This is a genomic window from Pedobacter sp. NO84 (assembly GCF_059703915.1).
This window is the reverse complement of record NZ_AP046575.1, coordinates 2,397,472-2,421,301: the sequence shown is the minus strand read 5'-3', so window position 1 is coordinate 2,421,301 and position 23,830 is coordinate 2,397,472. Positions and strand designations below refer to the sequence as shown.

The window sequence follows — 23,830 nt, the reverse complement described above, 5'->3', positions numbered from 1 at the left end:
TTAAGGGATATGCTCACCGGCAAACCCTCTACTCCTAACCCTTTTCGCTATGCTCCAACCGCTTAACCCTATTCGCTCAAACGCCAAACGCTCTACGCTCTACGCTCTTTTTGGAGCAAATGCTAAAAACTTTTATCTTTAAATAACGTTATTGGATGGGATAATTAACCAATCTGCCATTTTAAACGCACCTTATCTCAATGTCTGAAAATAAAATGAAACATGATTCGGTACTGCCTTTTCTGGCTGGTGGTGGCGAAATGGGCCAATTAATCCGCGATATAGATTGGTCTAACAATCCCCTCGGAAACCCTTCTGAATGGCCTGTAGTGTTAAAAAATGCTGTTTCAATGATTCTCAACAATTCTTTTCCGATGTTGCTCTGTTGGGGAGAGAATTATATTCAATTATATAATGATGCTTTTAGACCCATTAATGGGAGGGACAAGCATCCTGCTGCTCTGGGCGGTAGCGCTAAAGATACCTATAAAGAAATTTGGGACCAGATAGGGGGGATGTTTGCCGGGGTAATGGCTGGAGAGAAATTTGGGTTTCCTGATTTTATGGTGCCGCTTGAGCGGAGCGGTGAGGCCGAGGAATGCTATTTTGATTTTTCATATAGCCCAATCAAAGACGAAAATGGAAATGTAGGCGGAATATTGGTTATCTGTATTGAGACCACGGATAAGGTTAAAGCAATCATGGCGCAGGAAATCCAAGAACAAAACCTTCGTAATACGGTTAAACAAGCCCCAGTTGGAATGTGTATCGTAAAGGGAAGCCCCTTGATGGTAGAAGAGATTAACGATCGGTTTTTGGAAATCATAGGGAAGGAGCGAGAACCATTTAATACTTTGCCTTATTGGGATGTTATTTCTGAAGCAAGACTCTATTACGAGCCTATCACTACACGGGTACTTACCACTGGAGAAACCTTTCATGCAGATGAGCATGAAATCTTATTGATCAGGAAGGGTATTCCCGAAGCCGTATATGTAGATTTTGTTTATCAACCAATCTTAGATTCAGAGGGCGTGCCCGAAGCGATTATGATTGTTGCTATTGAAGTTACGGATAAGGTAATAGCAAGACGTAAAGTTGAAGAAGCGGGCGAGGAAATCCATGCTATAAATGAAGAGATGACTGCCGCGAACGAAGATCTTGCTGCGGCAAATGAAGAATTGGCCACTATAAATGAAGAATTGGCACAAACCAACGACGAACTTATGGTTAGCGAAGTACGGTTCAAAAATTTGATTAGGCAAGCGCCTTTTGCGATTTGTGTTATTCGTGCACACGATCTGATGGTAACCGAAGTAAATGATGGCTATTTGGAACTTGTAGGAAAAGGAAGGGGCGAGCTTGAAAGGCAAACGATCTGGGATGCGGTGCCCGAAGCCGCAGAAAGTTATGCTCCAATTCTGCAAAAGGTGATAGATACTGGAGTGCCTTTTATTGCCGATGAACACGAATTGATATTGGTGCGAAATGGTGTTCCTGAGAATGTATTTTTGGATTTTGTTTATGAGCCTGTTAGGGAAATAAGTGGGCAGGTGAGCGCAATAATGGTGGTTGTTATAGACGTAACGGATAAAGTAAAGGCGAGGAGAAGTATTGAAGATGTAGAAGAACGGATCCGTTTAGCGGTTAATGCTGCAGAAATAGGTACTTATGATTATGACTACCTCACCAATACTACCATTGCATCTGAACGTTTCTACCAAATTTTTGGTTTTGATCGTGTAGTAAGCAGGGAAGAAATACTAGCCACTTTCCATCCATCAGACACCCATATCAGTGCCCAAGCACAAGAAAGTGCTAAAACTTCCGGAAAACTAATTTACGAGACTAGACTACTCCTTGCCGATGGAGAACATTGGATAAGGGTTCAGGGCAATGTATATTATGATAAAGATGGGAATAGGAAAAGATTGCTTGGAACTGTACTTGATATTACAGAGTATAAAAGACTGCAACAACAAAAAGACGATTTTATCTCCATTGCGAGCCACGAATTAAAGACGCCTATCACCAGCCTAAAAGCATCACTACAGCTTTTAGAAAGGATGAAAAGCACTCCCAACGATAAACTTCCTAAACTTATTGAACAATCTACACGGAGCATGGAAAAAATTTCAAGTTTGGTAGAGGATCTGTTAAATGTGAGCAAAATGAATCAAGGGCACGTAGCCTTGAACAAAACGAAGTTCAGTGTAGCCAAAATGCTTGCTGATTGTTGTACCCACATCCGTGAAGACGGGAGGTACGAGCTCATTTTTGAGGGCGATCATGAACTTGAGATTATGGCAGATGAACATAGAATTGAACAGGTGGTGGTTAATTTCGTGAACAATGCCGTTAAATATGCTCCTAATTCACGGCAAATTATTTTACGAGTAGAGCGGGAGGGGGAAAAAGCCAGAATCTCAGTGTCTGATAAAGGGCCCGGAATCCCTACTGATAAATTACCACATTTGTTTGATCGTTATTTTAGGGCCGATGATAGCGGAAGCCAGGTGTCGGGACTTGGCCTTGGACTGTATATCTGTGCAGAAATTGTAGAAAAACATGGTGGATTAATTGGGGTAGAGAGTGCCGAAGGCCGAGGAAGCACATTCTGGTTCGAAATACCAATCGGTATTTAATAACATGTATAAATGCTTCAAAATCGTGTAGACCCTTTCGGGAACCTGATCAGCACCGATGCCCGTGGCCAATGGTTGGGCAATCGAGGTCAATTACATGGTAATGGCAAAACTATTTTAAGACCATTTAAGCATAAAGCGTGGATCATCTGTCTATTAAAATTTAAAGATAGGCGAAGAACCATAATGGGACCTAATTTGTGGACAGAGCTTTTCTTTTTTGATGAAGCTACGGCATTGGCTGCTGGGCACAGGCCTTGTTTCGAATGTCGCAGGGCGGATGCTGTTCGTTTTAAGGAAGCGTGGATAAAGGGCAATCCCAACTACGGATTTGACATGAAAACTCCGATCGGGAAAATAGATGATGTGCTACAGCAAGAACGAATTGGGCTTAATCATGAGAAAATAACTTTTGAAGCTGAGTTGAAAACCTTGCCGGATGGGACTTTTATAACAATTGACAAGGAAGCTTACCTAGTTGCCCACAAGATGATTTCTCAATGGAGCCCCTTTGGATACAGATCCGATGCGAAAGTGGAATTACATAAAGTCCAGGTTTTAACCCCGAAATCAATGGTAAATGCATTCAGATGCGGATACGCCCCACAAACAGGCTTGCATTAGAAGTTTCATGTCCGTATTTTAGTGTATGGGTTCGATACGACAGGCTAAGGAAAATGATATTTCAATGCTCGTAGAAATGGCTGCGGATCTTTGGCCCGACTATGAGCGCAACGATTTGGCTAAAACTTTTAGCGAGCTTATTCCATCAGAAAAATTCAAGGTGCTTATCTATCAGCAAGCCAGGGAACTCCTTGGTTTCATTTATTTGGGTATACGTACAGAGTACGTAGAAGGTTCAGATTATACACCAACAGGGTATGTTGAGGGAATTTATGTGAAGCCGATATACCGCAAAACTGGCATTGCGGGCAGTCTCTTGAAAGAAGGTGAAGAATGGCTACGACAAGCTGGATGTAAACAAATCGGATCTGATATTTATCTCGAAAACCACATGAGCTATAGTTTTCATCTGCATAGCGGCTTTAAAGAAGCAGGAAGGCTAATTGCTTTTATAAAGGATTTATAGGTAATTTATGCAGCATTGTTTAGAACTACCATCCATCTTCAAAACACAATTAAGTAGGTGATTTTTTAATTTCATCCCAAAGGAAACCTAGTTGCAACTGCAAATTGGGCACCGCAAACTGAAAATCTTCCAAGCTGGCACAAATGTCGTAAAAAAGTCGTAAGCAAGACGCAAGTAAAGCAAGAATGACAAAATACCTTTGGAGATAATAAAATATAGAAACCATGATAAATTTAGAACTTGCGAAAAAAATTAAAGAACTCCGTACCAAAAAAGGACTTAGCCAGGAAGAACTAGCAAACGAAACAGGGCTTAGTCTAAGAACAGTGCAACGCATTGAGGGTGGCGAAACCGAGCCCAGAGGGGATACCTTAAAGAGATTGGCTAACGCATTAGACGTTACACCAAATGATTTAATTGATTGGACAGAACGTGAAGATAGAGGATATTTGGCATTATTAAATCTATCAGCACTTAGTTTTATTGCTTTCCCTTTGTTGGGTATAATTGTGCCGCTTGCACTTTGGGTACTTAAAAGGAATAAAGTTAAAAACCTTGAAGAAATTGGAAAGCGATTGATCAATTTCCAAATTACATGGTGTATTGCGCTTTTCTTGTTTTACACTTATATAGTATGTTCGCAATTTATCGGACTTTCCATGGAGAATATAGGTAGGTTGGGAATGCCAGAAACCTATTTATTGTGTTTTATGCTATCTTATGGTTACAACTTTGCATTTATAATGCTTAATGCCATCCGCTGTTATAATCAACAACGACCTTTATATCAACCAGCAATTCGGTTTTTGAAATAAGTTTTGATCGGTTAATTGCTGCAAATTGATAACTGAAAAACTAGCTTTCGGCCAGCTCCTTTATTTTATCCAGGGCCTTAGGCCAGGTTTTTTCGAAATAAGCAATCATCTTTTCATCATCAGACATGTCCATATCAATTACTAATGCGGTTTTGCCTCCTAAATCTGTCAAAGTGTAGTTTTCTTTAGCTCCTGCCCATTTTTTAACTTCTTCACTTTCTAGATCTTCCTTGCCATTATCGTACATGCCCAAGTGTTCTATAGACATGTATTCGTTTGGCACATTTTCAGCAATTTTAGAAACCATACCTTTTCCACTTCCATCTGTAAAAAATGCTTTGCTTCCTTTTTTCCAATCTGTTTCTGCTCTCGAACCTTCTGCAAATACCGCAGTCCACATCGGATAGGTTTTTTCGCCAAAAAGAATTTCCCAAACTCTTTCTCTCGATGCATTGATCTCAATTTTAAAATTCATCATAGCTATGTAGATTAGTTAATTTATTTCCTTTTTGCTCGTGGGAGCCATGTAAGGGCCAATAGCCTTGCAAATGAAAGTTGAAAATTTTTTAATGAAAGACAAAGGTGTTTTTAAGACAAAGTTAAGGTGCAGATAAGACAGTCTGAAGTGGGAGATAACATGCGAAATTGTATTTATTAGCCATTTAACATGTTGTCCGTACCTTCTTAGCCTCTATAAACCCTCCACCAACAAGCTGAAAGGTAAAGTGCCAATGTTCAGGTTTATCTTCAAACTTAATATCTTCTACTTCACCGAAAGTCCCAAGGCCGTTACTGATCGAATCGCCAACTTTTATTGCAGTGATTTCACTCGTGGATGTTTGATCGTTAATGATTTTCATAGGTTAAACAGACTAATGAGTATATATTTAAGATTAAATAGCATAGGGCCTGGGTATGGAGCTTCAAAACCCGATGCGATATGCCATGCGCTAACCAAGCGCATTATAACACGCCCTGCATCTCGGCTCATAGCTATCTTTTTCGCCTAATAGAATTTTATTTTCATTGGCTACCGTTCGGTAAGAGTACACCGCCGGGCTTCCGCATTGCATGCAAACTGCATTAACTTTGGTAACATGTTCGGCTATTGCCAAAAGAGCGGGCATCGGCCCAAATGGTTTGCCCAAAAAATCCATATCAAGTCCTGCAATAATTACCCTGATCCCTTTAAGTGCTAATTTATTACAAACGTCGGGTAAATTTTCATCAAAAAATTGGGCTTCATCAATGCCAACAACTTGAGTATTTGTGCCCAATAATAAGATAGAAGATGAGTTATCCACTGGGGTAGACTGGATTGAATTTAGATCGTGAGAAACTACAGCGGTCTCATCGTAGCGCGTATCAGTTTTGGGCTTAAAAATTTCCACGTTTAATTTTGCAATCTGTGCTCTTTTTAATCTCCTGATCAGCTCTTCGGTCTTACCAGAGAACATGGAACCACAAATTACTTCTATGCTTCCATAAAATTCTCCTCTTCTATAATTTTGCTCGCTAAATAACATCTTCAAACCTACCGAAAATTGCTATAATTTACAATCTCAGATTTGAGATAGAGAATGGGAAATAGGGAATGGACAAATCATAAAAGCATCCAATCTATTTCCTATTCCTATTCTATATTTCCCACTCCCAATTTCTTAATAAACACCATAACTAACAGATTTTTATCTTATTTTTGAATGCTCAATTAACATAAATAATATATTTTTTCGTTTGATTGCTATTATGAACCAAGAAGACCTTTTTAAGAAATTAGGATTGATATTAAGCGAGTTAAATGAACAATATCAGTTTCTGGCCCAAAACCCTCAGCAGCTCAGTCAACTAGAACTGGAGCTCTTTCAAGCAAATGCAAATTTCTTAGCAGATCATGTTCAGATCATCAAAAAAATCAATGCTAACCAATCTTGGCCATCTAATTCGGTAAATCCTGATGAAAAAGTAGAGTCGCCTGTAATCGATAGCAATTTTGTGGATGAAGACCTACAGGATGAAGCTCAGCTAGAAGAAATCACTTTTGCGGATCAAGCCGAGGAAGAAACCTTTCAAGATAATCCCAATCCGGCAGTTAAAGAATATAAAGAGCCAAATTCTCAAATGATTGAAGAAGAGGTTTTCAAATTGGATCAGTCGCCCTCAACATTCGAATTTATTTTAAATGATCACGCCGAACATGAAAATCCTAAAGCGATTCCTTCGGAACTTATCGGCCATGAAAATAAATTAAATACCGATGAAACCATCGAGGGCATGCCTCAATCAGATGATGATCAATATGCCCGAGATAGCTTCATTACCCATGAAGACAGCCAAAAACGCAATGAAAAATTTGAATTTGAAGGAAAAAGTGTGGACGAGCTTTTTAACAGAGCACTAAGCGAGGAGGAAGAACAGATTCTGGCGCAGAAAAGGAAACTTAGAGAACAACCATTAGTTGATTTGACCGATGCAGAAGCTGAAGAAGATGAAATAGGACCAGAACCCTTTTTGGTACAAATTCCTTCAGAATCACCTATAGAAAAGGATGACCTAGGCTTAAAAGAAGATCCCCAATCCGATCAAGTTATAAACACAGTGGAGCCTGTTGAAGACCCAACCTATAAGCCAACATTGAATGATCTATTGGCTAAAACAGCAAGTACTAATATTAACTCCAATGCCGGCGCAGGCATTACCGACCTAAAACAAGCCATTAACCTAAACGACAAATTACTGTATATCAAGGATCTATTTAATGGCTATAATCTAGCTTATTCTGAAGCAATTGACCTTGCCAATAAACTGCCCAACTTTGAAGCGGCAGATAATTTCTTTAAAAAGAATTACGCCGTTAAAAATAACTGGGCCAGCAAACAGGCTACCGTAGATAAGTTCTATCAGTTACTTAACGCAAGATTTAAATGATTCGGTTCATGTAAGATGTAAAAGGTAAAATGGAATATGTGTGCAGGATGCCTAGCCACATTGCCCATCTTCCATCTTCCGTCTTCCATCTTCCATCTTCCATCTTCCATCTTCCATCTTCCTTTATATAAATCCCATCCGGTTCGAATCGAGCTTCAGAAAAATAAACAGCAGGATGGTGAAGCTCCATAAAGACGAGCCTCCATAACTGATAAATGGCAACGGAATTCCTATTACCGGCATCAACCCAACGGCCATTCCGATATTGATGAATACGTGAAAGAAAATAATACAGGCAATGCAATACCCATAAACCCTAGAGAACGCGGATCGCTGGCGCTCTGCGATATTCACAACTCTTAACAGAAGAAAAATATATAGTCCGATTACTACGAAACAACCTACAAAACCCCATTCTTCACCTACGGTCGAGAAGATGAAGTCTGTACTTTTTGCAGGCACGTAGCCAAATTTAGCTTGTGTACCCTCTAAATACCCTCGGCCACTAAATTGCCCAGAACCAATCGCTATTTTAGATTGAATAACATTATATCCCACTCCTTTATTATCTGTTGTTAAGCCTAAAATCAGCTCGATCCGGGTACGTTGATGCTTTTCTAGCACATGGGTGAAAATGAATTTAGCTACAAAGAGATAACCAATAGCTAGTACCGTAATTAAAGCAGTGCGGATAATTTTTTGCTGTTTTTTCTGATTGCTGTAAATCACCAATGCTCCTACCGCTAAAATACAAGAGATTAACACTACAGGGCTTAAAAATAAGTTGAGGATAAATAAAACAACCATTCCCCAAAAAAGAATAAGCAGATTACCGGGCAGGCCCTCTCGATACAGAGGAAACATAAACGATAAAAAAACCAACATGGAGCCCGCATCAGGCTGGAGCATGATGAGGCACATTGGCAGTACAATAATTGCTCCGCAGATTAAAATGGGCTTAAGGGAATTAAGCTTAACATTAAAGGAACTGATGTACCTCGCCAGTAGCAAAGCGGTTCCAAATTTTGCAAATTCTGAGGGCTGAAGACGAAACGACCCGATTGCGATCCAAGCCTGGTTACCACCCACATTTCTTCCTATCACTAACACCAATAGTAAAAGAAAAATAGTTAACCCATAGATAATTGGAGCAAATACACTGAAAAATTTAGCTTCTAACAGCAAGATCAAAAGACCTAGACCTAAGCCGCTAAGTATGAAGATGAGTTGCTTACCATAATTGGCAGCAAAATTAAATGCAGCTTTTTTATCCGGATTAAACTCTGTAGAATAAATATTCAAAAAGCCAATTGCACATAAAGCCACATAAATTAATATGGTTATCCAGTCAACATTAAAGAAGAATCTATTGCTTTGCTGTTGCATTTGTTTGTGCGTTTGGCGTTTGGCGTTTGGCGTTTGGCGAAGTGGTATGACTTAAACTTACATTAGATAAGGTCGATTTTTTCTTCAGACTATCCGTCTTTTTTAAACTATCTGTTTTGGTTAAGGGTTTAGTCAAGGGTTTAGTTTTTAAGGCTGGTAATAAATTGGCAGCTTTATACAAGTCGATGGTTGCACCATTAATGGAGCGACCAGATAGCGAATCTGTGAGGTATTTTTCGGTTATGTAACTAGCGATCGGTGCAGCATAAGCACCACCATAACCCCCATTTTCTACAATTACGGCAATGGCAATTCTTGGATTATCCCGTGGAGCAAAGCCTATAAACACAGAGTGATTTTTACCGCGGTTGTTTTGTACTGTTCCTGTTTTACCGCACATAATGATATTGGGCAATCTCGATTCGATGGCAGTACCGATGCTGGTATTCACAGCGTCCTGCATCCCGTCAATTACTGGATCGAAATACCTAGCATCAATGCCAACGTCGTGTTTTACCTTATATTTTGGGTCTATTGCTTTGCCGTTTCCAATCGCTTTAACCACGTGTGGCTTGATGTAGTAACCCCGATTTGCAATGATGGCCATGATATTGGCCATTTGTAACGGCGTGGTATTAATTTCGCCCTGCCCAATGGCTACAGACATAATAGTAGTGTTGCCCCAGTATTTACTGTAAATTTTGTTGTAATCTGCCATTCTGAAAAGTTTGTAAGCTTTTTCTCCTGGAAAATCAATTCCCAACGTATCGCCTATTCCAAATTTTCTGACCATACTTTGCCAATCTTCATAGGTGCGTTGTTGCTTAGCATAGGCCCCGCCGTTTTTAGTCATCAGCCTTGCGAAGATATTATAAAAATAAGTATTGCAAGAACGGGCAATTCCTCTTCTCAAGGCAATGGTACCATCAACGTGCTCACATTTAAATTTTCGGTTTCCTGCAATGTAGTATCCAGGGCAATTAAATGTCGTATTTGGATCTATTACCCCTTGGCTCAAGGCAATTAGTGCATCTAATGGCTTAAAGGCCGAACCCGGACTATATCCGCCTTGAATTGGCCTAACCACAAATGGCCTATTTGGATTGGAAAATATCTCCTTATAGTTAGGACTAAAATTATTGCCCACCAATTTGTTTGGGTCATATCCTGGGCTGCTTACAAATGCTAAAACTTCTCCGGTGCTAGGTTCTATGGCTACAATGCTTCCTACTTTATTGGCAAGCAGTTCTTCTCCCAGCTTCTGGATTCTACTGTCTATAGTAGAGGTTAATTGCTCGCCAGCAATGGCTACCGAATCTAATTTTCCATTGGCATAGCTTCCCTGCGCCACATTTCGAGCATTATATAGCATGTGAATTACACCTTTTGTTCCCCTTAAATAAGGCTCATATTCCTTTTCGATCCCCGCCTTTCCGATGTAGTCTCCAGAACTGTAGTATCCCGCATGTTTTTCGAGATCTGTTGGCGTAACTTCTCGCATGTAACCTAAAAACTGTGCTGCCAAACTATCGGGATAATATCTGATCGTCCTTTTTCTTACACTAAAACCGCTGTAGTTATACATTCGTTCTTGAAGAGATGCATAGGTTTCTACAGAGATCAGTTTCTGAAAAATGGATTCTTGGTATCTGGATTGCGTTACGGCTTTGTTGAATTTTTTCCTAAACTCTACCATATCAATCCCTAAAATAGTGCAGAGCGATAGGGTATCAAATGGTTTTACAAGATTGGGGGTAACCAATAAATCATAAGTAGGCTGATTTTGGGCCAAAACCTTATTATTACGATCAAAAATAATCCCTCTGGCGGGGTAGATGGCAATCTTACGTAATGCATTATTGTTGGCACTCAGAAAATATTTTTCGCTAAGTACCTGCATGTAAAAAAGCTTGCCCAAAAGAATAAGGGCAATGAGAACGAATAAACCTTGGATAATATATTTTCTATTAAACAGTTGATCCATTAAGTAGATTTTCTATTGTGGAAGATTGCCTCAACCAATAATACAGTAAACATGGTAAACACTACACTTAACAAGGTCCTTCCCATGGTATAGGCAAACTCAACAAGCTTAAAGGCCTCTAGAAAGAAAACTACTAAGTGATGAACAAAAATACACAATACTGCATAGATAGAAAACCATTTAAAGCCCATATTGCCCAACGAGGGTTCAGGATCATCGATCGCATCGCGGTTTAAACTCACAGAAATAAATAGGATTCTCACAAATGCCACAGCTACACAGGCGGTAGTGTGGACACCCAGCGTATCATAAAAAGCATCTATTGTTAATCCGGTACCAAAAGCGATAAGAAAAAGTAACAGATTTGGGATCCTAAAAGGAAGAACTAGAATAAACAGGACATACACAAAAGGGGTGGAGAGGTTATAGAAGCTAAGATTTCGCAGTAAGAAGATCTGCACAAATAAAAGTACAATCCATCTAAATAAATTAATTAAAATGGTTTTGCTGTTCATTGTGAGATAGTTTCTAAAGCTTTTTGTTCTGTTGCCAATTTATCCTTAATTACATACACATATTGAAGCGTACTAAAATCATTAAAAAGAACAACCTCTATATCCCCATTGGCTTCTGGCTTTTTGCTCACTATACCAACAGCTATGCCCTTAGGGAAACCTCCTGAGCCAGAAGTGATGACCGTATCCCTTACGTTTATTTGAAAATGGTTCGGAATTTCTTTCACAAAAGCCTTTCTATAATCGAAATTCCCATCGCCCCACACCAATGAACCTAATGCGTTATTTTTTTTGATCCTCACACTTATTGGGGTATTTTCGTGCAATAAACTTCTAATGGTTGCTAAGTGGTCTGAAACGTTTAAAATAAATCCAACCACGCCCTTTTGAGGCGAGATCACAGCCATGTCTTTTTCAATCCCGTCAAGGCTTCCTCTATTTATCGTGATTACGTTATTCCGTTGACTGATCGAATTTTTAATCACTTTAGCAGACAGATAGGTGTATTGGATCTTGTTAACCGTGTCGGTTACCACCACTGTTTTACTGCTATCAATTTCTTTCAGCGCCAGCAGTTCGGTTTTTAATTTGGCATTTTCGTTTGCCAAACTATCATTAACCTGCCCAAGGTTTAAATATCTTTTTAGCACATTTAAACGTTCATACGCCGCTCCAACCACTTCATTGGTAGAGTTTAACGTAATGCTGTGTTGATAGGTATTGTTTTTGATGGTAAGCACAATACCGATAGAGAAGAAAATAATGAAAAGGAAAAATGCGTTATATCTACTGATGAAAATCCAAAGGTTACGCATATCTTGAGGTAAGATGGAAGATGGAAGATGTAAAATGGGTGGTTACATCTTCCATTTTACATCTTCCATTTTCCTTGTTAATTATTGCATAAGAAATTTAAAATTACCAATGTTTTTTAGGGCAATACCAGTTCCCCTTACAACGGCACGAAGTGGATCCTCTGCCACGTGTACAGGCAACTTTGTTTTGGCTGCCACACGTTTATCCAAACCACGCAACAGTGCACCACCTCCGGTTAAGTAAATTCCAGTCTGATAAATATCAGCTGAAAGTTCTGGTGGTGTAATTTCTAGGGCTTTTAAAATTGCCTCTTCAATTTTTGAGATTGATTTATCTAGGCAATGTGCAATTTCTGTATACGAAACGGTAATCTGTTTCGGAACTCCCGTCATCAAATCTCTTCCCTGTACAGCAAAATCTGCAGGTGGATCTGAAAGTTCGGGCAAAGCCGCACCTACTTCGATCTTTATTTTTTCGGCAGTACGATCTCCAATCATGATATTGTGCTGTCTACGGATATAATTTACAATATCCGAATCGAAATTATCTCCCGCAACTCGGATAGATTGATCGCAAACAATCCCAGATAAGGCGATTACTGCGATTTCGGTAGTACCTCCACCGATATCGATAATCATATTTCCCATCGGTTCTTCCACATCAATCCCTATCCCAACTGCAGCGGCCATTGGCTCGTGGATAAGGTAAACCTCTTTTGCACCGGCAATTTCGGCGCTATCCCTTACTGCACGTTTTTCTACTTCGGTAATGCCCGAAGGAATACAGATCACCATCCTTAACGACGGGAACATCCATCCTTTACCGCCATTTAACATGCGGATCATTCCCTTGATCATAGCTTCTGCGGCGTTAAAATCAGCAATTACCCCGTCCTTAAGCGGTCTAACCGTCCTAATGTTATCATGGGTTTTACCTTCCATCTGCATCGCCTGCCGGCCAATGGCGATGATTTTGTTCGTTTGTCTATCAAAGGCAACAATAGATGGTTCGTCTACTACTACTTTGTCGTTATGTATGATAAGGGTGTTCGCAGTACCTAAGTCAATAGCTACTTCTTGTGTAAACCAATTAAATAAACCCATTTATATTTTTTATTTTTTATTCCTGTAATGTATACTATTCAAATGTAAAAATAGTCTTTTTATTATATTTTCAGTATGATTTCACCGATTAAAGATGATTTCACGATCGTTAATATAACTGAACTGCACACTCCCAACTTAAAACTGGAAACTCTCTTAGTGCTTAAAATGCCTAACTCCTGTGGTAACCATTGCTATTCCTTTTTGGTTGGCCATATCGATAGAATCTTTATCCTTGATTGAGCCTCCAGGTTGGAGCACAGCAACAATCCCTGCATCCGCTGCCAATTCAACACAATCAGGGAAAGGGAAAAATGCATCAGATGCCATCACGGCCCCAATTAAGCTAAAATTAAAGGAATGAGCCTTTACGATCGCCTGTTTCAGCGCATCAACCCTTGATGTTTGTCCAACCCCACTTGCCAATAACACATTATCCTTTACAAAAACAATCGTGTTGGATTTGGTATGTTTTACAATTTTATTAGCAAAGATGAGGTCTTTAATCGATTCATCGTTAGGTTTTTTATCGGTAACCACTGTCATTTGATCAGCGGCCTCTAAACTAAGGTCTTTATCTTGTTCAATCACACCGTTCAACAACGTTTTAAACTGCTTATTGCTTAATGTTACCTCATTGCGTTGCAAGATTACCCTATTTTTCTTGCCTTTAAACAACTCTACTGCCTCGGGCTGGTAGGAAGGTGCGATTAACACTTCAAAAAATAGGTTGTTAATCTCTGTTGCAGTTGCAAGATCAACTTCCACGTTAGTAATTAAAACACCGCCAAATGCAGAAACTGGGTCACAGGCCAATGCTACTTTCCAAGCTTCGAGCACATTATCTCTGGATGCTATTCCACAAGCATTGGTATGTTTTAGGATAGCAAAAGTTGGTTCGGTAAACTCGTCAATTAAACTAACTGCAGCATCTACATCCACCAAATTATTATAGCTCAGTTCTTTGCCGTTTAATTTGGTAAACATCTCATCTAAGTTACCGTAAAATGTACCTTGCTGATGAGGATTTTCTCCATATCTTAACGCTTGCGACTGTGTTAAGCTCTGCTTAAAAATAGCCAAAGGTTCTTCTGTATTGAAATAGTTAAAAATGGCCGTATCGTAATGAGAAGAGGTGTGGAAAGCGTTTTTAGCAAAAGCTTTACGCTGAGATAAGGTAGTATTGCCGTTTTGTGTTTCTAATTGCTGTAATAAAGTACCATAATCGTTCTTAGAGGCAATAATAACCACGTCATTGAAATTTTTTGCGGCAGCGCGGATTAAAGAAATCCCACCGATGTCTATTTTCTCAATAATCTCTTCATCCGTTCCCCCAGCTTTTACAGTTTCTTCAAATGGGTAAAGGTCAACAATAACCAGATCAATTTCTGGAATTTGATATTCAGCGATCTGTTCTTTATCGCCTGCTAAATTTCTTCGGTTTAAAATACCTCCAAAAACTTTAGGATGGAGGGTTTTTACGCGCCCGCCTAAAATAGAAGGGTATCCCGTCAAATCCTCCACTGCCGTAACTGGGAGGCCTAAATCTTTGATAAATTGTTCCGTTCCGCCTGTAGAAAATAAGGTAACTCCCTGTTGGGCCAAATATTGAACCAGGGGCGCTAAACCATCTTTATAATAAACTGAAATTAAGGCATTTTTGATTTGAACGGACTGGCTCATGAAGGGCAATTATTTTAAGCCGCAAAGGTAGGAAATGAGATGGTTTTTTTATTACAAATATTTAAATAAATCTAAGAATTGCTCAATTGCTATATTGTTTGATTGTTGGCACAATGCAATAGCAATTCAACAATATAACAATTGGTATGATTTAATGGGTGTCCCCACCTAAAACCTCGCATACCCCAAACTTTTGATGTCGGCTATAGAATGGGTTAAATATGTTTTTCCGTCCTTTAAAAACATAGGTGTTATCACTAATATCAACGATGGCCTCATACATGTGGTCGGTAATAAAAAAACCTTTGTTTACCTTCTCTTTGGTAAGCAAAGTTTTTATTTTTTCGAGGTGTATGGGCATGAGGTGTGAAAATGGCTCATCCAAAATCGTAAATTTCGATCTGGTTTTTATCATTAGATAAACTTCTACCAATCTGCGCTCGCCTCCGATAAATTTTTGATTTTTGTAGCTATGCGGCCTTCAAATTCTGCAGAAATAGTTCGAAAGAGGAAAAGGGAAGGTCGAAATCTTTAAATATTCTTTTTAAACTGAGTGAGGGAGGAATAAAACTAAATTGCGGGAGAATTACTCCATCCTGGGATTGCGAAAAAAATAAGGGTTTACCTCATAGGTTCTATTAATTTTCGAAAAGATATAGGCTTCAAATCCGTAGCCGTCCAATACTAATCGTTGCGTACCATCTTTATTCAGCGTTCTTGATTTGATAAGATCTTCAACCCCACTTTTAGGTGTTTCTGAAATCATATTCATTACGTTCCCGATGTACTTCTTTCGGTATGGGTCTACCTGATTTAGGGTGGCGTATTCAATTTTATTGAGTGATTTAAAATCCGTCAAAAAACGATCGGCATTCTTCACATAAATGGTGTCTGTTTTAGTCCAAATCAAAGTACCGCCAGGCCTAATGGACAAAATGTACAGCATTTGAGCGGTGTCAAGATTTATGCGGTATTTTTTATTGTAATCCAAAAAGACCCTTTTTAAAAGTTTATATTCATTTTTTGCAGCAGACGCAATTAAGTTATTCCACCTAGTAGCACCCTCAATCTGCGATTTGGTGTTGTTTGGTGGAACAGTTTTTTTCTTAAGTGCTTTCCAATATTCTTGTCGATGTAGAAAATAGGTGTCGGAAATTTTTTGTGCATTAACAACTGAGACCTGTAGGATAAATAAAAGTATCAGCCCAACTCTGCTCACTTTTTTATCTTTTTTATAATGCTTTCAACAATCCTAGGATAATGCAAATGCTCTAACTGCTGACCTTTAAACTTAATCATTTCGAGATTGTCTCCTTTTTCGATCCGGTACTTAGCCTGATAGATCATTTCGCCCTCATCATAATTATCATTCACATAGTGGATAGTAATTCCTCCCTCAGGTTCTTTTGCGTCCAAAACGGCTTTGTGCACGAAATCTCCATACATGCCCTTACCGCCAAACTTGGGTAAGATTGCAGGGTGGATATTGATGATTCTGCCGGGATACTCCTTTAAGAGATTTTTCGGGATCAGCCATAGAAAACCCGCCAGAACGATCAGGTCTATATCGAGGTTTTTTAACAGATCGATAACGTTGTCTGTCTTGTAAAATTCGTGCTTGTCAAAAATGTGCGAAGGTATTTCGAAACTATCCGCCCGTTGCAAAACATAAGCATCTGGGTTATTGGTTAATACCAAAGCAACCTCTACTTCTATGTTGCGCTTAAAATGCTCCATTAATTTTTGGGCGTTTGATCCTGATCCTGAAGCAAAAATTGCGATGCGTTTTTTCAAAATATCGTTGTGAGGGGCTTTTTTTTCCAAAAATAACATTTTTAGACACTTAAAGGCAAAAAAATGAATTCAATAATGAACAATGTAAACTATTTTAGGTGTTCCTTTGTTAATGGAGAAAAATATAATGGTTAAAAACTACCCTTTCTACATCAAAGCTCCGGTTATATTGCTTGGATTAGTGGCTGCAATATTCATTTTGAGCGTTTTAAAAGATGTTCTTGTGCCTTTGGCATTTGCTGTGCTCATTTCTATTCTGTTAAACCCCCTAACCACTAGGCTTGAAAGAAAGATGCCTCAAATCCCCTCTATAATCTTGTCTATGCTGTTTGCCATAGCCGTATTAATTGGTCTTATGTATTTCCTCTCTTCACAAGTGGCACACTTTTTTGATGATTTAGATTCCATAAAACTTAAATTATCACAAATAGCAGACGAGATCCAGATTTGGGTAGAACGTTCGCTCGGAATGTCTACGCAAAAACAAACCCAAATTATTAAAGACGCCGAAAATAACAGCAAGGCTATAATTGGACAAACCCTAACGGGAATTTTAGGGGTCTTAAGTGTTGTTTTTCTAATTCCGGTATATACATTTTTGATGTTGCTCTATAAAAAGCTAATTCTAAATTTTTTATATGAAGTGTTTTCTGAAGAGAACCAAAAAAAAGTAGGAGAAATTTTAAGCGAGACCAAATCAGCCATCCAAAGCTATATTGTTGGACTTTTGATCGAAACAAGCATTGTAGCTGTACTTAATTCTGCGGCATTACTAATATTAGGAGTCCAGAATGCCATTTTAATAGGGGTAATTGGGGCTATTTTAAACCTACTACCCTACATAGGGGGTTTGGTTGCTATCGCTTTGCCCGTGCTTATGGTAACGCTTACAAAGGATGGGTTCTCTACACAATTGTTGGTTATTGGCGCCTATGCGTTTATTCAATTTATAGACAATAATATTTTGGTTCCGAGAATAGTTTCAAGTAAAGTTCAAATTAATGCGCTGATCTCTATTGTAATTGTTTTGCTAGGGGCAGCACTTTGGGGCATACCTGGAATGTTTCTTTCCATTCCCTTTATCGCCGTTCTTAAAATAATTTTCGATAGAATTGAAGGCCTAAAACCTTGGGGCAAACTGCTTGGAGATAACATTCCTACAGAACACATGGGACAATTAAAGAGATTTAGGCGAAAAAAACCCGCACTATCCGAAAAGATATAAAATATTTGTAAATCGTTTTGCATTTTAAAAACATAAACTCTATATTTGTGCCTCCAAAAGAAAAGGGTACTCCTCGCGGAGCAGTCCGAAATATAGTTAACAGAAGATAAAAAGGCTACACAAGAATGGCAAATCATAAATCGTCTTTAAAAAGAATTAGAGCAAACGCGACAAAACGTCTACGTAACAGATATCAAGCAAAAACTACTCGTACTTTCATTAAGAGATTACGTGCTGCTGAAGATAAGAAAACTGGTGCCGAACTATTACCGAAAATAATTTCGATGTTAGATCGTTTAGCTAAGAAAAACGTAATTCATAAAAACAAAGCAGCAAACAATAAATCTAAATTAACGAAATTCGTTAATGGTTTAAAGTAATCGCTTTTAAAATATAGGAAACGGTATAGTTCAGCACTATACCGTTTTTTTATGCCTATATTTTTTTAATTCTTAAATGATAATATTAGCCCTAAGTTGTTGTTTTATTTTTTATTAAGGCTTTTCCCGGCAAATTTTATACCATTACAATTAGATCATAAAGCTCAAAAATTGATCGCATACAAATGGATAAACTAGAGCCTAAATTAGAAATAAAAAACTGGGCAGAGGCCGATAGACCACGAGAGAAATTGCTCTTACAGGGCCGAAGGCAATTAACTAATGCCGAGTTGATCGCCATTTTAATTAGAACGGGTAACCTTACAGAGAATGTGGTTGAAGTAAGTAAACGCATTCTCAGTTTCTACAATAACGATTTAACGAAACTCTCTAAACTTGACGTTAAAGATCTCTCTAAATTTAAAGGGATCGGACTGGCAAAAGCCATTACCATCGTTGCGGCCCTTGAACTTGGTAGGAGGAGAAAGGAATCAATTCATGATAAGCTTCAAAAAATCAGTTCTTCCAAAGATGTAGACCTGGTGTTACGGCCCGAACTAGCAGATTTGCCCCATGAAGAATTTTGGATTCTATTGCTTAACCGGGCAAATTTTGTAATCGGCAAACAATTTATCAGTAAAGGCGGACAGTCAGCTACCGTAGTCGACCCTAAAATCATCTTTAAAATTGCCATAGATCAGCATGCCGCAGCGATCATCCTTGCACATAATCATCCCTCCGGTAATTTAAAACCCAGCAAAGCTGATTTAAACATTACCAAGAAACTGGTAGAATCCGGTCTTTTATTAGACCTTCCAGTGCTAGATCACCTTATTATTACCGACCAATCTTTTTTTAGCCTTGCTGATGAAGGATTGATGAAAGGCGGAGTAGGGTGTTGGGAGGGGGGAGTGTGAAGTTGGAGTTTGGAGTTTGGCGTCTTAAGTCGGAAAAACTTGAACCAGTAAGTTGTAATACAAATCGCTGTAATCCTAAAATCAGTGTAATCAACCGCGAAGCGAAAAGCAGGCGAAAAGTACGAAGTCGGAAAAACTTGAATCAGTAAGTCGTAATAGAAATCGGTGTAATCTTCTTCCTCGGTGTAATCATCTTAAATCTGTGTAATCATCTTAAATCAATTTTGTAGATTTGAGTATATGAAAAAATCTCTCTTACTTTTAATTGTATGCTTATCGATAGGGTCGATAGCTTTTGGTCAGAAAAACCAACCTATAAATGTAATTAGTTATAACATTAGATATTACAATAATACTGATGGCGTAAATATCTGGGAAAACAGACGGGAAAATGTGAAAGCATTGCTCAAGTTTTACGATGCTGATATTGTGGGGGTCCAAGAAGCGATGGCCAACCAGTTTGATTATATAAAAGAAAACTCAGACTATGATGCTGTTGGTGTTGGGCGCGAGGATGGGATCAGAAGAAATGAATTTTCTGGTATTTATTTTAATAAAAACAGATTTATTAAAAAAGAAACGGGCAATTTTTGGCTTTCAACAACTCCTGAAGTACCAAGCAAAGGTTGGGACGCCGCACTAAATCGCGTTTGTACATGGGTAAAACTATATGATAAAATAAATAAGAGAGAATTTATCTTTTTCAATACCCATTTTGATCATGTGGGTGTACAGGCACGAATCGAGTCAGCAAAATTAATCAAAGAGAAAATCCAACAGATTGCCCCCAAATTACCCGTTGTTTTTACTGGCGATTTAAATGTAACCCCAGAAACAGACGCCATCGCCACCATTAAATCTTTTTTAACTGACGCTAAAGAAATAACATTAGAGCCTCCTTATGGTCCGAATGGTACATTTAATGATTTTGATTTTAATAGTCCACTCAAAAGAAAAATCGATTACATTTTCGTAAATAAAGGCTTTAGAGTACAGAAATTCGCTGTTTTATCAGACAGTAAGGATTTACATTATTACTCGGATCACCTCCCCGTGTTTGCAAGGTTGTTTTTTAATTAAGGTTCAACTATCTTTAAACAACAAAAGTTGGTTATGAAAAAAATCTATTTCTTATTGCTCTTGGTCTTGCCGTTCATTTCATGTAAAAAGCCCTGTGGATGTGTAAACATTGATGCAGACTTTAGGCTTGCTTATACAAATGCAGCTGGTGCAGATCTTTTGAACGCTGCTACCTCCAATGCGATAAAAGCAGAGGATATTGAAGCTTTTATTTTAAAAAATGGAGTTAAAACCCGCCTTTATCAAGGCAACTTGGATGCGCCAAAGTTTTTTAAAATTGTAAAAGAAAATGCAGATGGCAAATACAAGATGATTGTTTATTTCGACGTTATTCCTGAAAATTTTAATGGCAATCGAATTACTCAGTACCTGAGATACAAGGATGGGACCGAAGATGAATTTATTGGTGAATTCTTAAATACGAAAAACAACAAGGCACTATTAAAACTATGGATCAACGGAGTATTGCAACAGGAGCCAAGTTCAACTCGCCAAAATCCAATAGTGATGGTTAAGTAAATTAATTAAAACCAAACCGTTTTTCGAATAATGCTAGGGCGTGCATGCTAAAATTTCCGGTCCAATTTGAGATTAATGGACATTTGTACCATTATCATTATATAATCGAAACCTTAGCGTTTATAATTGGCATACGTACCTATTATTTTTTAAGAAAAGGAGTTAAGGATCCTATTTCAGACGAGAATAGGTTATGGATTTTATTAGGGGCCATGCTTGGCGCTTTAGTGGGTTCACGGTTAATCGCTGTGTTAGAAGATCCCCAGGAATTAAAAAACCTTACCTTTTTAACCTTATATTCAAGTAAAACTATTGCTGGTGGTTTAATAGGCGGTTTAATAGGGGTAGAAAGCATAAAAAAAATTATCGGGGTAAAAATTGCTTCAGGAGACCTGTATGTGCTCCCTTTACTAATCGCGATATTTATCGGTAGAATTGGGTGCTTTTTGATGGGTATCGCCGAACCCACTTTTGGCATTCGCACAAGTTTTTTTATGGGGATGGATTTAGGTGACGGTACGCTCAGACATCCTATTGCCTTATACGAAATGTTCTACCTTTTATTGGTGATTTTTTTGTTCCGACTAATAAAGAACGTAGACTTAATCAATGGCGATCGATTTAAATTGTTTATGGTACTATACTTTCTTTATCGTTTTTTAGTCGAATTCATAAAGCCATATCATCCCATATTTTTGAATTTGAGCATTATTCATTTATGCTCCTTATGCATTTTTATGTATTATTACAAATTCTTTAACAGGATGATATCCTTAACTTTAAAACAATCAGATGGCAAACACACGTGATTATATCTACTATGATTATACCAAAAGTCTGTGCCCAGAATGCCTTCAGCTTTGCGATGCGAAGATTGTTTTTCAGGATGAGAAAGTTTTCATGCTTAAAAACTGCCATACCCATGGAGATAGCAAGGTAATGATCGCTGATGATGTAGAATATTATAAACAGATCAGAAACTATAATAAGCAATCTGAAATGCCCTTAAAATTCAACACTAAAGTGCATTTTGGTTGTCCATATGATTGTGGTCTTTGTACCGATCACGAACAGCATTCTTGTTTAACGGTAATCGAGGTAACCGATAGGTGTAATTTAAGTTGCCCAACGTGTTATGCAATGTCCTCTCCGCATTATGGAAGGCACCGAACATTGGATGAAATTGAAATGATGATGGATGTTGTTGTAGCCAATGAAGGGGAGCCCGATGTAGTACAGCTTTCTGGTGGCGAGCCAACGGTACACCCTGATTTTTTTAAAATTTTAGATTTAGCGAAAACAAAGCCCATTAAACATTTAATGGTTAATACCAATGGAATACGAATCGCAAAAGATATCCATTTTGTAGAAAAACTGGCTAATTATATGCCCGACTTCGAGATTTACCTACAATTTGATAGTTTTAGTGCCGATGTTTTAACGAAATTAAGGGGTGAAGACCTAACAGATACAAGAATGAAAGCAATTGAACACCTCAATCTTTTTAATGTATCAACCACCTTAGTGGTTACCTTACAAAACGGATTAAACGATCATGAAATTGGTTCAATTCTCGAATATGCCCTAAAACAAAAATGTGTACGTGGGGTTACTTTTCAGCCAACCCAGGTTGCTGGACGAAATGATAATTATAATGATCAAGCAGGAAGGATTACCCTTACTGAAGTGCGGAGAAAAATTTATGAGCAATGCCCAATTTTTACGCCACAGGATTTAATTCCCGTACCTTGTAATCCGGATGCCTTATGCATGGCATATGCCTTAAAAATCGATGGTGAAGTGATACCAATGACGAATCTCATTAATCCTGAAGACTTATTGAATAATTCTAAGAATACCATTGTTTTTGAACATGATGAAAAATTAAAAGAACATATGCTAAACTTATTTAGTACAGGTGTTTCGGTTGATTGTGCAGAAAATACCTTCGGCGAATTAATGTGTTGTTTACCACGAGTGCAATCTCAGAACCTTAGCTATAACAATCTCTTTCGCATCATCATCATGAATTTTATGGACGCATTAGACTTTGACGTAAGGGCAGTAAAAAAATCATGTGTGCATATTGTGAGCGATAAATACAAGATCATTCCTTTCGAAACCATGAATATATTTTATCGTGACCATAAAATTGATCTCATAAGAGAAAAACTGAACTTAAATTAACTGAAACGGAATGGGAGCATTAATTATTTTTTCGATTTTATATTGGATTGCCGTAGGGGTTCTTTTTGTGCTGGGCATAATTAGGATGGTCTCACTATCCAGTAAGGACCTACCAGTTAAGCCTGGGCTAAATTTGTTAATTATTTCTGTTGTGATGCTCGTTATTGGGGTGGGTGCCTGTGCAGCAATTTTAGGCGGATTATAACTGAGTAGAACAGCCCCGTTAGGCTCATCCTGCTAACGAATCTACCAACTACATCTTTTATTTATTCTTCGGCTTTTCTTTTTTCTTTACAAATGTTATGGTATTCCGTCGATTTTCTGGAAGCCAAATCGCTTGCTTATCATTTACACTCTGTATTTTTAACGTATCCGTGCCAACCAGTCGGATTAAGTGATAACTCATTTGGGTACGTGTACTGTTCCCGTTGTCCACAATCATTAATTTAAGCCGATCAAGTCCTCCCTTTTTATCGAATTCGTATGAACCATCAGTTTTCACCTCATTTTCATTACGTTCAGTTATGCTTGTAAATTTTTTGTCGACATCAAATCTATAGCTCAACTTACTTTTCTTTTTGGGGCTTTGATACTCCCAAGTGCCTAATACGGCTTCGTAATTCAGTTCTTGTGCATTGGCAATCGAACTTGCAATGCAAAGAAGGAAGGCAAATAAAATGCCAATGGATTTCATCATTTGAATTTATGCTTGATTATAGTACTATATACAAAACAAGGGCCACTTTGTTTGATTTGTGGCTTT

26 protein-coding genes are annotated in these 23,830 nt (G+C 38.3%); 13 read left to right on the top strand and 13 right to left on the bottom strand.

All coding sequences use genetic code 11. The annotated features are described in order from the left end of the window. Positions 1-200 precede the first annotated feature (200 nt). From AC6H0V_RS10460 to AC6H0V_RS10445, 4 genes are all read left to right on the top strand, one after another. On the top strand, positions 201-2,645 hold the full coding sequence (locus AC6H0V_RS10460) for an ATP-binding protein (protein ID WP_497560128.1): 2,445 nt from the start codon (positions 201-203) through the stop codon (positions 2,643-2,645). A gap of 12 nt (positions 2,646-2,657) precedes the next feature. Beyond that, a complete protein-coding gene (locus tag AC6H0V_RS10455; protein WP_497560127.1) occupies positions 2,658-3,269 on the top strand; it encodes a hypothetical protein in 612 nt (203 codons plus the stop codon). 25 nt (positions 3,270-3,294) lie between these two features. After that, a complete protein-coding gene (gene aac(6'), locus AC6H0V_RS10450; protein ID WP_497560126.1) occupies positions 3,295-3,735 on the top strand; it encodes an aminoglycoside 6'-N-acetyltransferase in 441 nt (146 codons plus the stop codon). Between the two features lie 224 nt (positions 3,736-3,959). Continuing rightward, positions 3,960-4,550 carry a magnetosome magnetite crystal formation protein family gene (locus tag AC6H0V_RS10445; RefSeq protein WP_497560125.1) on the top strand — a complete coding sequence of 197 codons (591 nt, stop codon included), beginning with the start codon at positions 3,960-3,962 and terminating at the stop codon, positions 4,548-4,550. 40 nt (positions 4,551-4,590) lie between these two features. On the opposite strand, the gene AC6H0V_RS10440 is transcribed toward AC6H0V_RS10445, so the two are convergent. The 3 genes from AC6H0V_RS10440 to AC6H0V_RS10430 form a co-directional block, all read right to left on the bottom strand. Beyond that, positions 4,591-5,028, bottom strand: coding sequence for an SRPBCC domain-containing protein (locus AC6H0V_RS10440; RefSeq protein WP_497560124.1), 438 nt, complete (start codon positions 5,026-5,028; stop codon positions 4,591-4,593). A gap of 184 nt (positions 5,029-5,212) precedes the next feature. Further along, entirely contained in the window at positions 5,213-5,410 is a 198-nt protein-coding gene (locus AC6H0V_RS10435; RefSeq protein ID WP_497560123.1) for a hypothetical protein, read from the bottom strand. A gap of 90 nt (positions 5,411-5,500) precedes the next feature. Beyond that, positions 5,501-6,076 carry a thymidine kinase gene (locus AC6H0V_RS10430; protein ID WP_497563376.1) on the bottom strand — a complete coding sequence of 192 codons (576 nt, stop codon included), beginning with the start codon at positions 6,074-6,076 and terminating at the stop codon, positions 5,501-5,503. 223 nt (positions 6,077-6,299) lie between these two features. Here AC6H0V_RS10430 and AC6H0V_RS10425 point away from each other — a divergent pair, with 223 nt between their 5' ends. Then, a complete protein-coding gene (locus tag AC6H0V_RS10425) occupies positions 6,300-7,478 on the top strand; it encodes a DUF8457 domain-containing protein (RefSeq protein WP_497560122.1) in 1,179 nt (392 codons plus the stop codon). 123 nt (positions 7,479-7,601) lie between these two features. Here the strand turns inward: AC6H0V_RS10425 and rodA are convergent, their stop codons facing one another. The 9 genes from rodA to purN form a co-directional block, all read right to left on the bottom strand. Next, positions 7,602-8,864 carry a rod shape-determining protein RodA gene (gene rodA, locus AC6H0V_RS10420; protein WP_497560121.1) on the bottom strand — a complete coding sequence of 421 codons (1,263 nt, stop codon included), beginning with the start codon at positions 8,862-8,864 and terminating at the stop codon, positions 7,602-7,604. Beyond that, the gene (gene mrdA / locus AC6H0V_RS10415; RefSeq protein WP_497560120.1) at positions 8,845-10,848 is read right to left on the bottom strand and encodes a penicillin-binding protein 2; all 2,004 of its coding nucleotides are present in this window, start codon (positions 10,846-10,848) and stop codon (positions 8,845-8,847) included. The genes rodA and mrdA overlap by 20 nt, the downstream gene beginning before the upstream one ends. Next, entirely contained in the window at positions 10,848-11,363 is a 516-nt protein-coding gene (locus AC6H0V_RS10410; RefSeq protein ID WP_497560119.1) for a rod shape-determining protein MreD, read from the bottom strand. The genes mrdA and AC6H0V_RS10410 overlap by 1 nt, the downstream gene beginning before the upstream one ends. After that, positions 11,360-12,178 carry a rod shape-determining protein MreC gene (gene mreC, locus AC6H0V_RS10405; RefSeq protein ID WP_497560118.1) on the bottom strand — a complete coding sequence of 273 codons (819 nt, stop codon included), beginning with the start codon at positions 12,176-12,178 and terminating at the stop codon, positions 11,360-11,362. Before mreC ends, AC6H0V_RS10410 begins: the two co-directional genes overlap by 4 nt. A gap of 81 nt (positions 12,179-12,259) precedes the next feature. Beyond that, positions 12,260-13,282 (bottom strand): rod shape-determining protein, encoded by a 1,023-nt coding sequence (locus tag AC6H0V_RS10400; protein ID WP_055132282.1) that lies wholly within the window; start codon positions 13,280-13,282, stop codon positions 12,260-12,262. 156 nt (positions 13,283-13,438) lie between these two features. Continuing rightward, on the bottom strand, positions 13,439-14,965 hold the full coding sequence (purH, locus tag AC6H0V_RS10395; RefSeq protein WP_497560117.1) for a bifunctional phosphoribosylaminoimidazolecarboxamide formyltransferase/IMP cyclohydrolase: 1,527 nt from the start codon (positions 14,963-14,965) through the stop codon (positions 13,439-13,441). A gap of 151 nt (positions 14,966-15,116) precedes the next feature. Next, a complete protein-coding gene (locus AC6H0V_RS10390) occupies positions 15,117-15,380 on the bottom strand; it encodes a hypothetical protein (protein ID WP_497560116.1) in 264 nt (87 codons plus the stop codon). Between the two features lie 171 nt (positions 15,381-15,551). After that, a complete protein-coding gene (locus AC6H0V_RS10385) occupies positions 15,552-16,184 on the bottom strand; it encodes a hypothetical protein (RefSeq protein WP_497560115.1) in 633 nt (210 codons plus the stop codon). Beyond that, positions 16,181-16,759 (bottom strand): phosphoribosylglycinamide formyltransferase, encoded by a 579-nt coding sequence (gene purN, locus AC6H0V_RS10380; RefSeq protein ID WP_497563375.1) that lies wholly within the window; start codon positions 16,757-16,759, stop codon positions 16,181-16,183. Before purN ends, AC6H0V_RS10385 begins: the two co-directional genes overlap by 4 nt. A gap of 112 nt (positions 16,760-16,871) precedes the next feature. On the opposite strand from purN, the gene AC6H0V_RS10375 reads away from it, so the two are divergent. The 8 genes from AC6H0V_RS10375 (at position 16,872) to AC6H0V_RS10340 (ending at position 23,272) form a co-directional block, all read left to right on the top strand. Beyond that, entirely contained in the window at positions 16,872-17,984 is a 1,113-nt protein-coding gene (locus AC6H0V_RS10375; protein WP_497560114.1) for an AI-2E family transporter, read from the top strand. 125 nt (positions 17,985-18,109) lie between these two features. Then, entirely contained in the window at positions 18,110-18,364 is a 255-nt protein-coding gene (gene rpsT, locus AC6H0V_RS10370; RefSeq protein WP_497560113.1) for a 30S ribosomal protein S20, read from the top strand. Positions 18,365-18,549: 185 nt separating this feature from the next. Beyond that, positions 18,550-19,281, top strand: a complete 732-nt coding sequence (gene radC / locus AC6H0V_RS10365) for a RadC family protein (protein ID WP_497560112.1) — start codon at positions 18,550-18,552, stop codon at positions 19,279-19,281. Positions 19,282-19,521: 240 nt separating this feature from the next. Next, positions 19,522-20,361 carry an endonuclease/exonuclease/phosphatase family protein gene (locus AC6H0V_RS10360; RefSeq protein WP_497560111.1) on the top strand — a complete coding sequence of 280 codons (840 nt, stop codon included), beginning with the start codon at positions 19,522-19,524 and terminating at the stop codon, positions 20,359-20,361. A 33-nt stretch (positions 20,362-20,394) separates the two neighbouring features. Beyond that, the gene (locus AC6H0V_RS10355; protein ID WP_497560110.1) at positions 20,395-20,880 is read left to right on the top strand and encodes a hypothetical protein; all 486 of its coding nucleotides are present in this window, start codon (positions 20,395-20,397) and stop codon (positions 20,878-20,880) included. A gap of 44 nt (positions 20,881-20,924) precedes the next feature. Next, positions 20,925-21,689 (top strand): prolipoprotein diacylglyceryl transferase, encoded by a 765-nt coding sequence (locus AC6H0V_RS10350; protein WP_497560109.1) that lies wholly within the window; start codon positions 20,925-20,927, stop codon positions 21,687-21,689. Further along, positions 21,673-23,067, top strand: a complete 1,395-nt coding sequence (locus AC6H0V_RS10345; RefSeq protein ID WP_497560108.1) for a radical SAM protein — start codon at positions 21,673-21,675, stop codon at positions 23,065-23,067. Before AC6H0V_RS10350 ends, AC6H0V_RS10345 begins: the two co-directional genes overlap by 17 nt. Before the next feature lie 10 nt (positions 23,068-23,077). Next, the gene (locus AC6H0V_RS10340; RefSeq protein ID WP_497560107.1) at positions 23,078-23,272 is read left to right on the top strand and encodes a hypothetical protein; all 195 of its coding nucleotides are present in this window, start codon (positions 23,078-23,080) and stop codon (positions 23,270-23,272) included. A gap of 57 nt (positions 23,273-23,329) precedes the next feature. Here AC6H0V_RS10340 and AC6H0V_RS10335 read toward each other — a convergent pair whose 3' ends face one another. Then, entirely contained in the window at positions 23,330-23,764 is a 435-nt protein-coding gene (locus tag AC6H0V_RS10335; RefSeq protein ID WP_497560106.1) for a hypothetical protein, read from the bottom strand. Between the last annotated feature and the right edge of the window lie 66 nt (positions 23,765-23,830).

Bases quoted from the DNA above. Each gene is read 5' to 3' on its own strand.
- AC6H0V_RS10460 (WP_497560128.1), top strand. From the start codon at position 201: ATGTCTGAAAATAAAATGAAACATGATTCGGTACTGCCTTTTCTGGCT.
- AC6H0V_RS10455 (WP_497560127.1), top strand. From the start codon at position 2,658: ATGCTTCAAAATCGTGTAGACCCTTTCGGGAACCTGATCAGCACCGAT.
- AC6H0V_RS10445 (WP_497560125.1), top strand. From the start codon at position 3,960: ATGATAAATTTAGAACTTGCGAAAAAAATTAAAGAACTCCGTACCAAA.
- AC6H0V_RS10440 (WP_497560124.1), bottom strand. From the start codon at position 5,028: ATGATGAATTTTAAAATTGAGATCAATGCATCGAGAGAAAGAGTTTGG.
- AC6H0V_RS10435 (WP_497560123.1), bottom strand. From the start codon at position 5,410: ATGAAAATCATTAACGATCAAACATCCACGAGTGAAATCACTGCAATA.
- AC6H0V_RS10430 (WP_497563376.1), bottom strand. From the start codon at position 6,076: ATGTTATTTAGCGAGCAAAATTATAGAAGAGGAGAATTTTATGGAAGC.
- AC6H0V_RS10425 (WP_497560122.1), top strand. From the start codon at position 6,300: ATGAACCAAGAAGACCTTTTTAAGAAATTAGGATTGATATTAAGCGAG.
- rodA (WP_497560121.1), bottom strand. From the start codon at position 8,864: ATGCAACAGCAAAGCAATAGATTCTTCTTTAATGTTGACTGGATAACC.
- mrdA (WP_497560120.1), bottom strand. From the start codon at position 10,848: ATGGATCAACTGTTTAATAGAAAATATATTATCCAAGGTTTATTCGTT.
- AC6H0V_RS10410 (WP_497560119.1), bottom strand. From the start codon at position 11,363: ATGAACAGCAAAACCATTTTAATTAATTTATTTAGATGGATTGTACTT.
- mreC (WP_497560118.1), bottom strand. From the start codon at position 12,178: ATGCGTAACCTTTGGATTTTCATCAGTAGATATAACGCATTTTTCCTT.
- AC6H0V_RS10400 (WP_055132282.1), bottom strand. From the start codon at position 13,282: ATGGGTTTATTTAATTGGTTTACACAAGAAGTAGCTATTGACTTAGGT.
- purH (WP_497560117.1), bottom strand. From the start codon at position 14,965: ATGAGCCAGTCCGTTCAAATCAAAAATGCCTTAATTTCAGTTTATTAT.
- AC6H0V_RS10390 (WP_497560116.1), bottom strand. From the start codon at position 15,380: ATGATAAAAACCAGATCGAAATTTACGATTTTGGATGAGCCATTTTCA.
- AC6H0V_RS10375 (WP_497560114.1), top strand. From the start codon at position 16,872: ATGGAGAAAAATATAATGGTTAAAAACTACCCTTTCTACATCAAAGCT.
- rpsT (WP_497560113.1), top strand. From the start codon at position 18,110: ATGGCAAATCATAAATCGTCTTTAAAAAGAATTAGAGCAAACGCGACA.
- radC (WP_497560112.1), top strand. From the start codon at position 18,550: ATGGATAAACTAGAGCCTAAATTAGAAATAAAAAACTGGGCAGAGGCC.
- AC6H0V_RS10360 (WP_497560111.1), top strand. From the start codon at position 19,522: ATGAAAAAATCTCTCTTACTTTTAATTGTATGCTTATCGATAGGGTCG.
- AC6H0V_RS10355 (WP_497560110.1), top strand. From the start codon at position 20,395: ATGAAAAAAATCTATTTCTTATTGCTCTTGGTCTTGCCGTTCATTTCA.
- AC6H0V_RS10350 (WP_497560109.1), top strand. From the start codon at position 20,925: ATGCTAAAATTTCCGGTCCAATTTGAGATTAATGGACATTTGTACCAT.
- AC6H0V_RS10345 (WP_497560108.1), top strand. From the start codon at position 21,673: ATGGCAAACACACGTGATTATATCTACTATGATTATACCAAAAGTCTG.
- AC6H0V_RS10340 (WP_497560107.1), top strand. From the start codon at position 23,078: ATGGGAGCATTAATTATTTTTTCGATTTTATATTGGATTGCCGTAGGG.
- AC6H0V_RS10335 (WP_497560106.1), bottom strand. From the start codon at position 23,764: ATGATGAAATCCATTGGCATTTTATTTGCCTTCCTTCTTTGCATTGCA.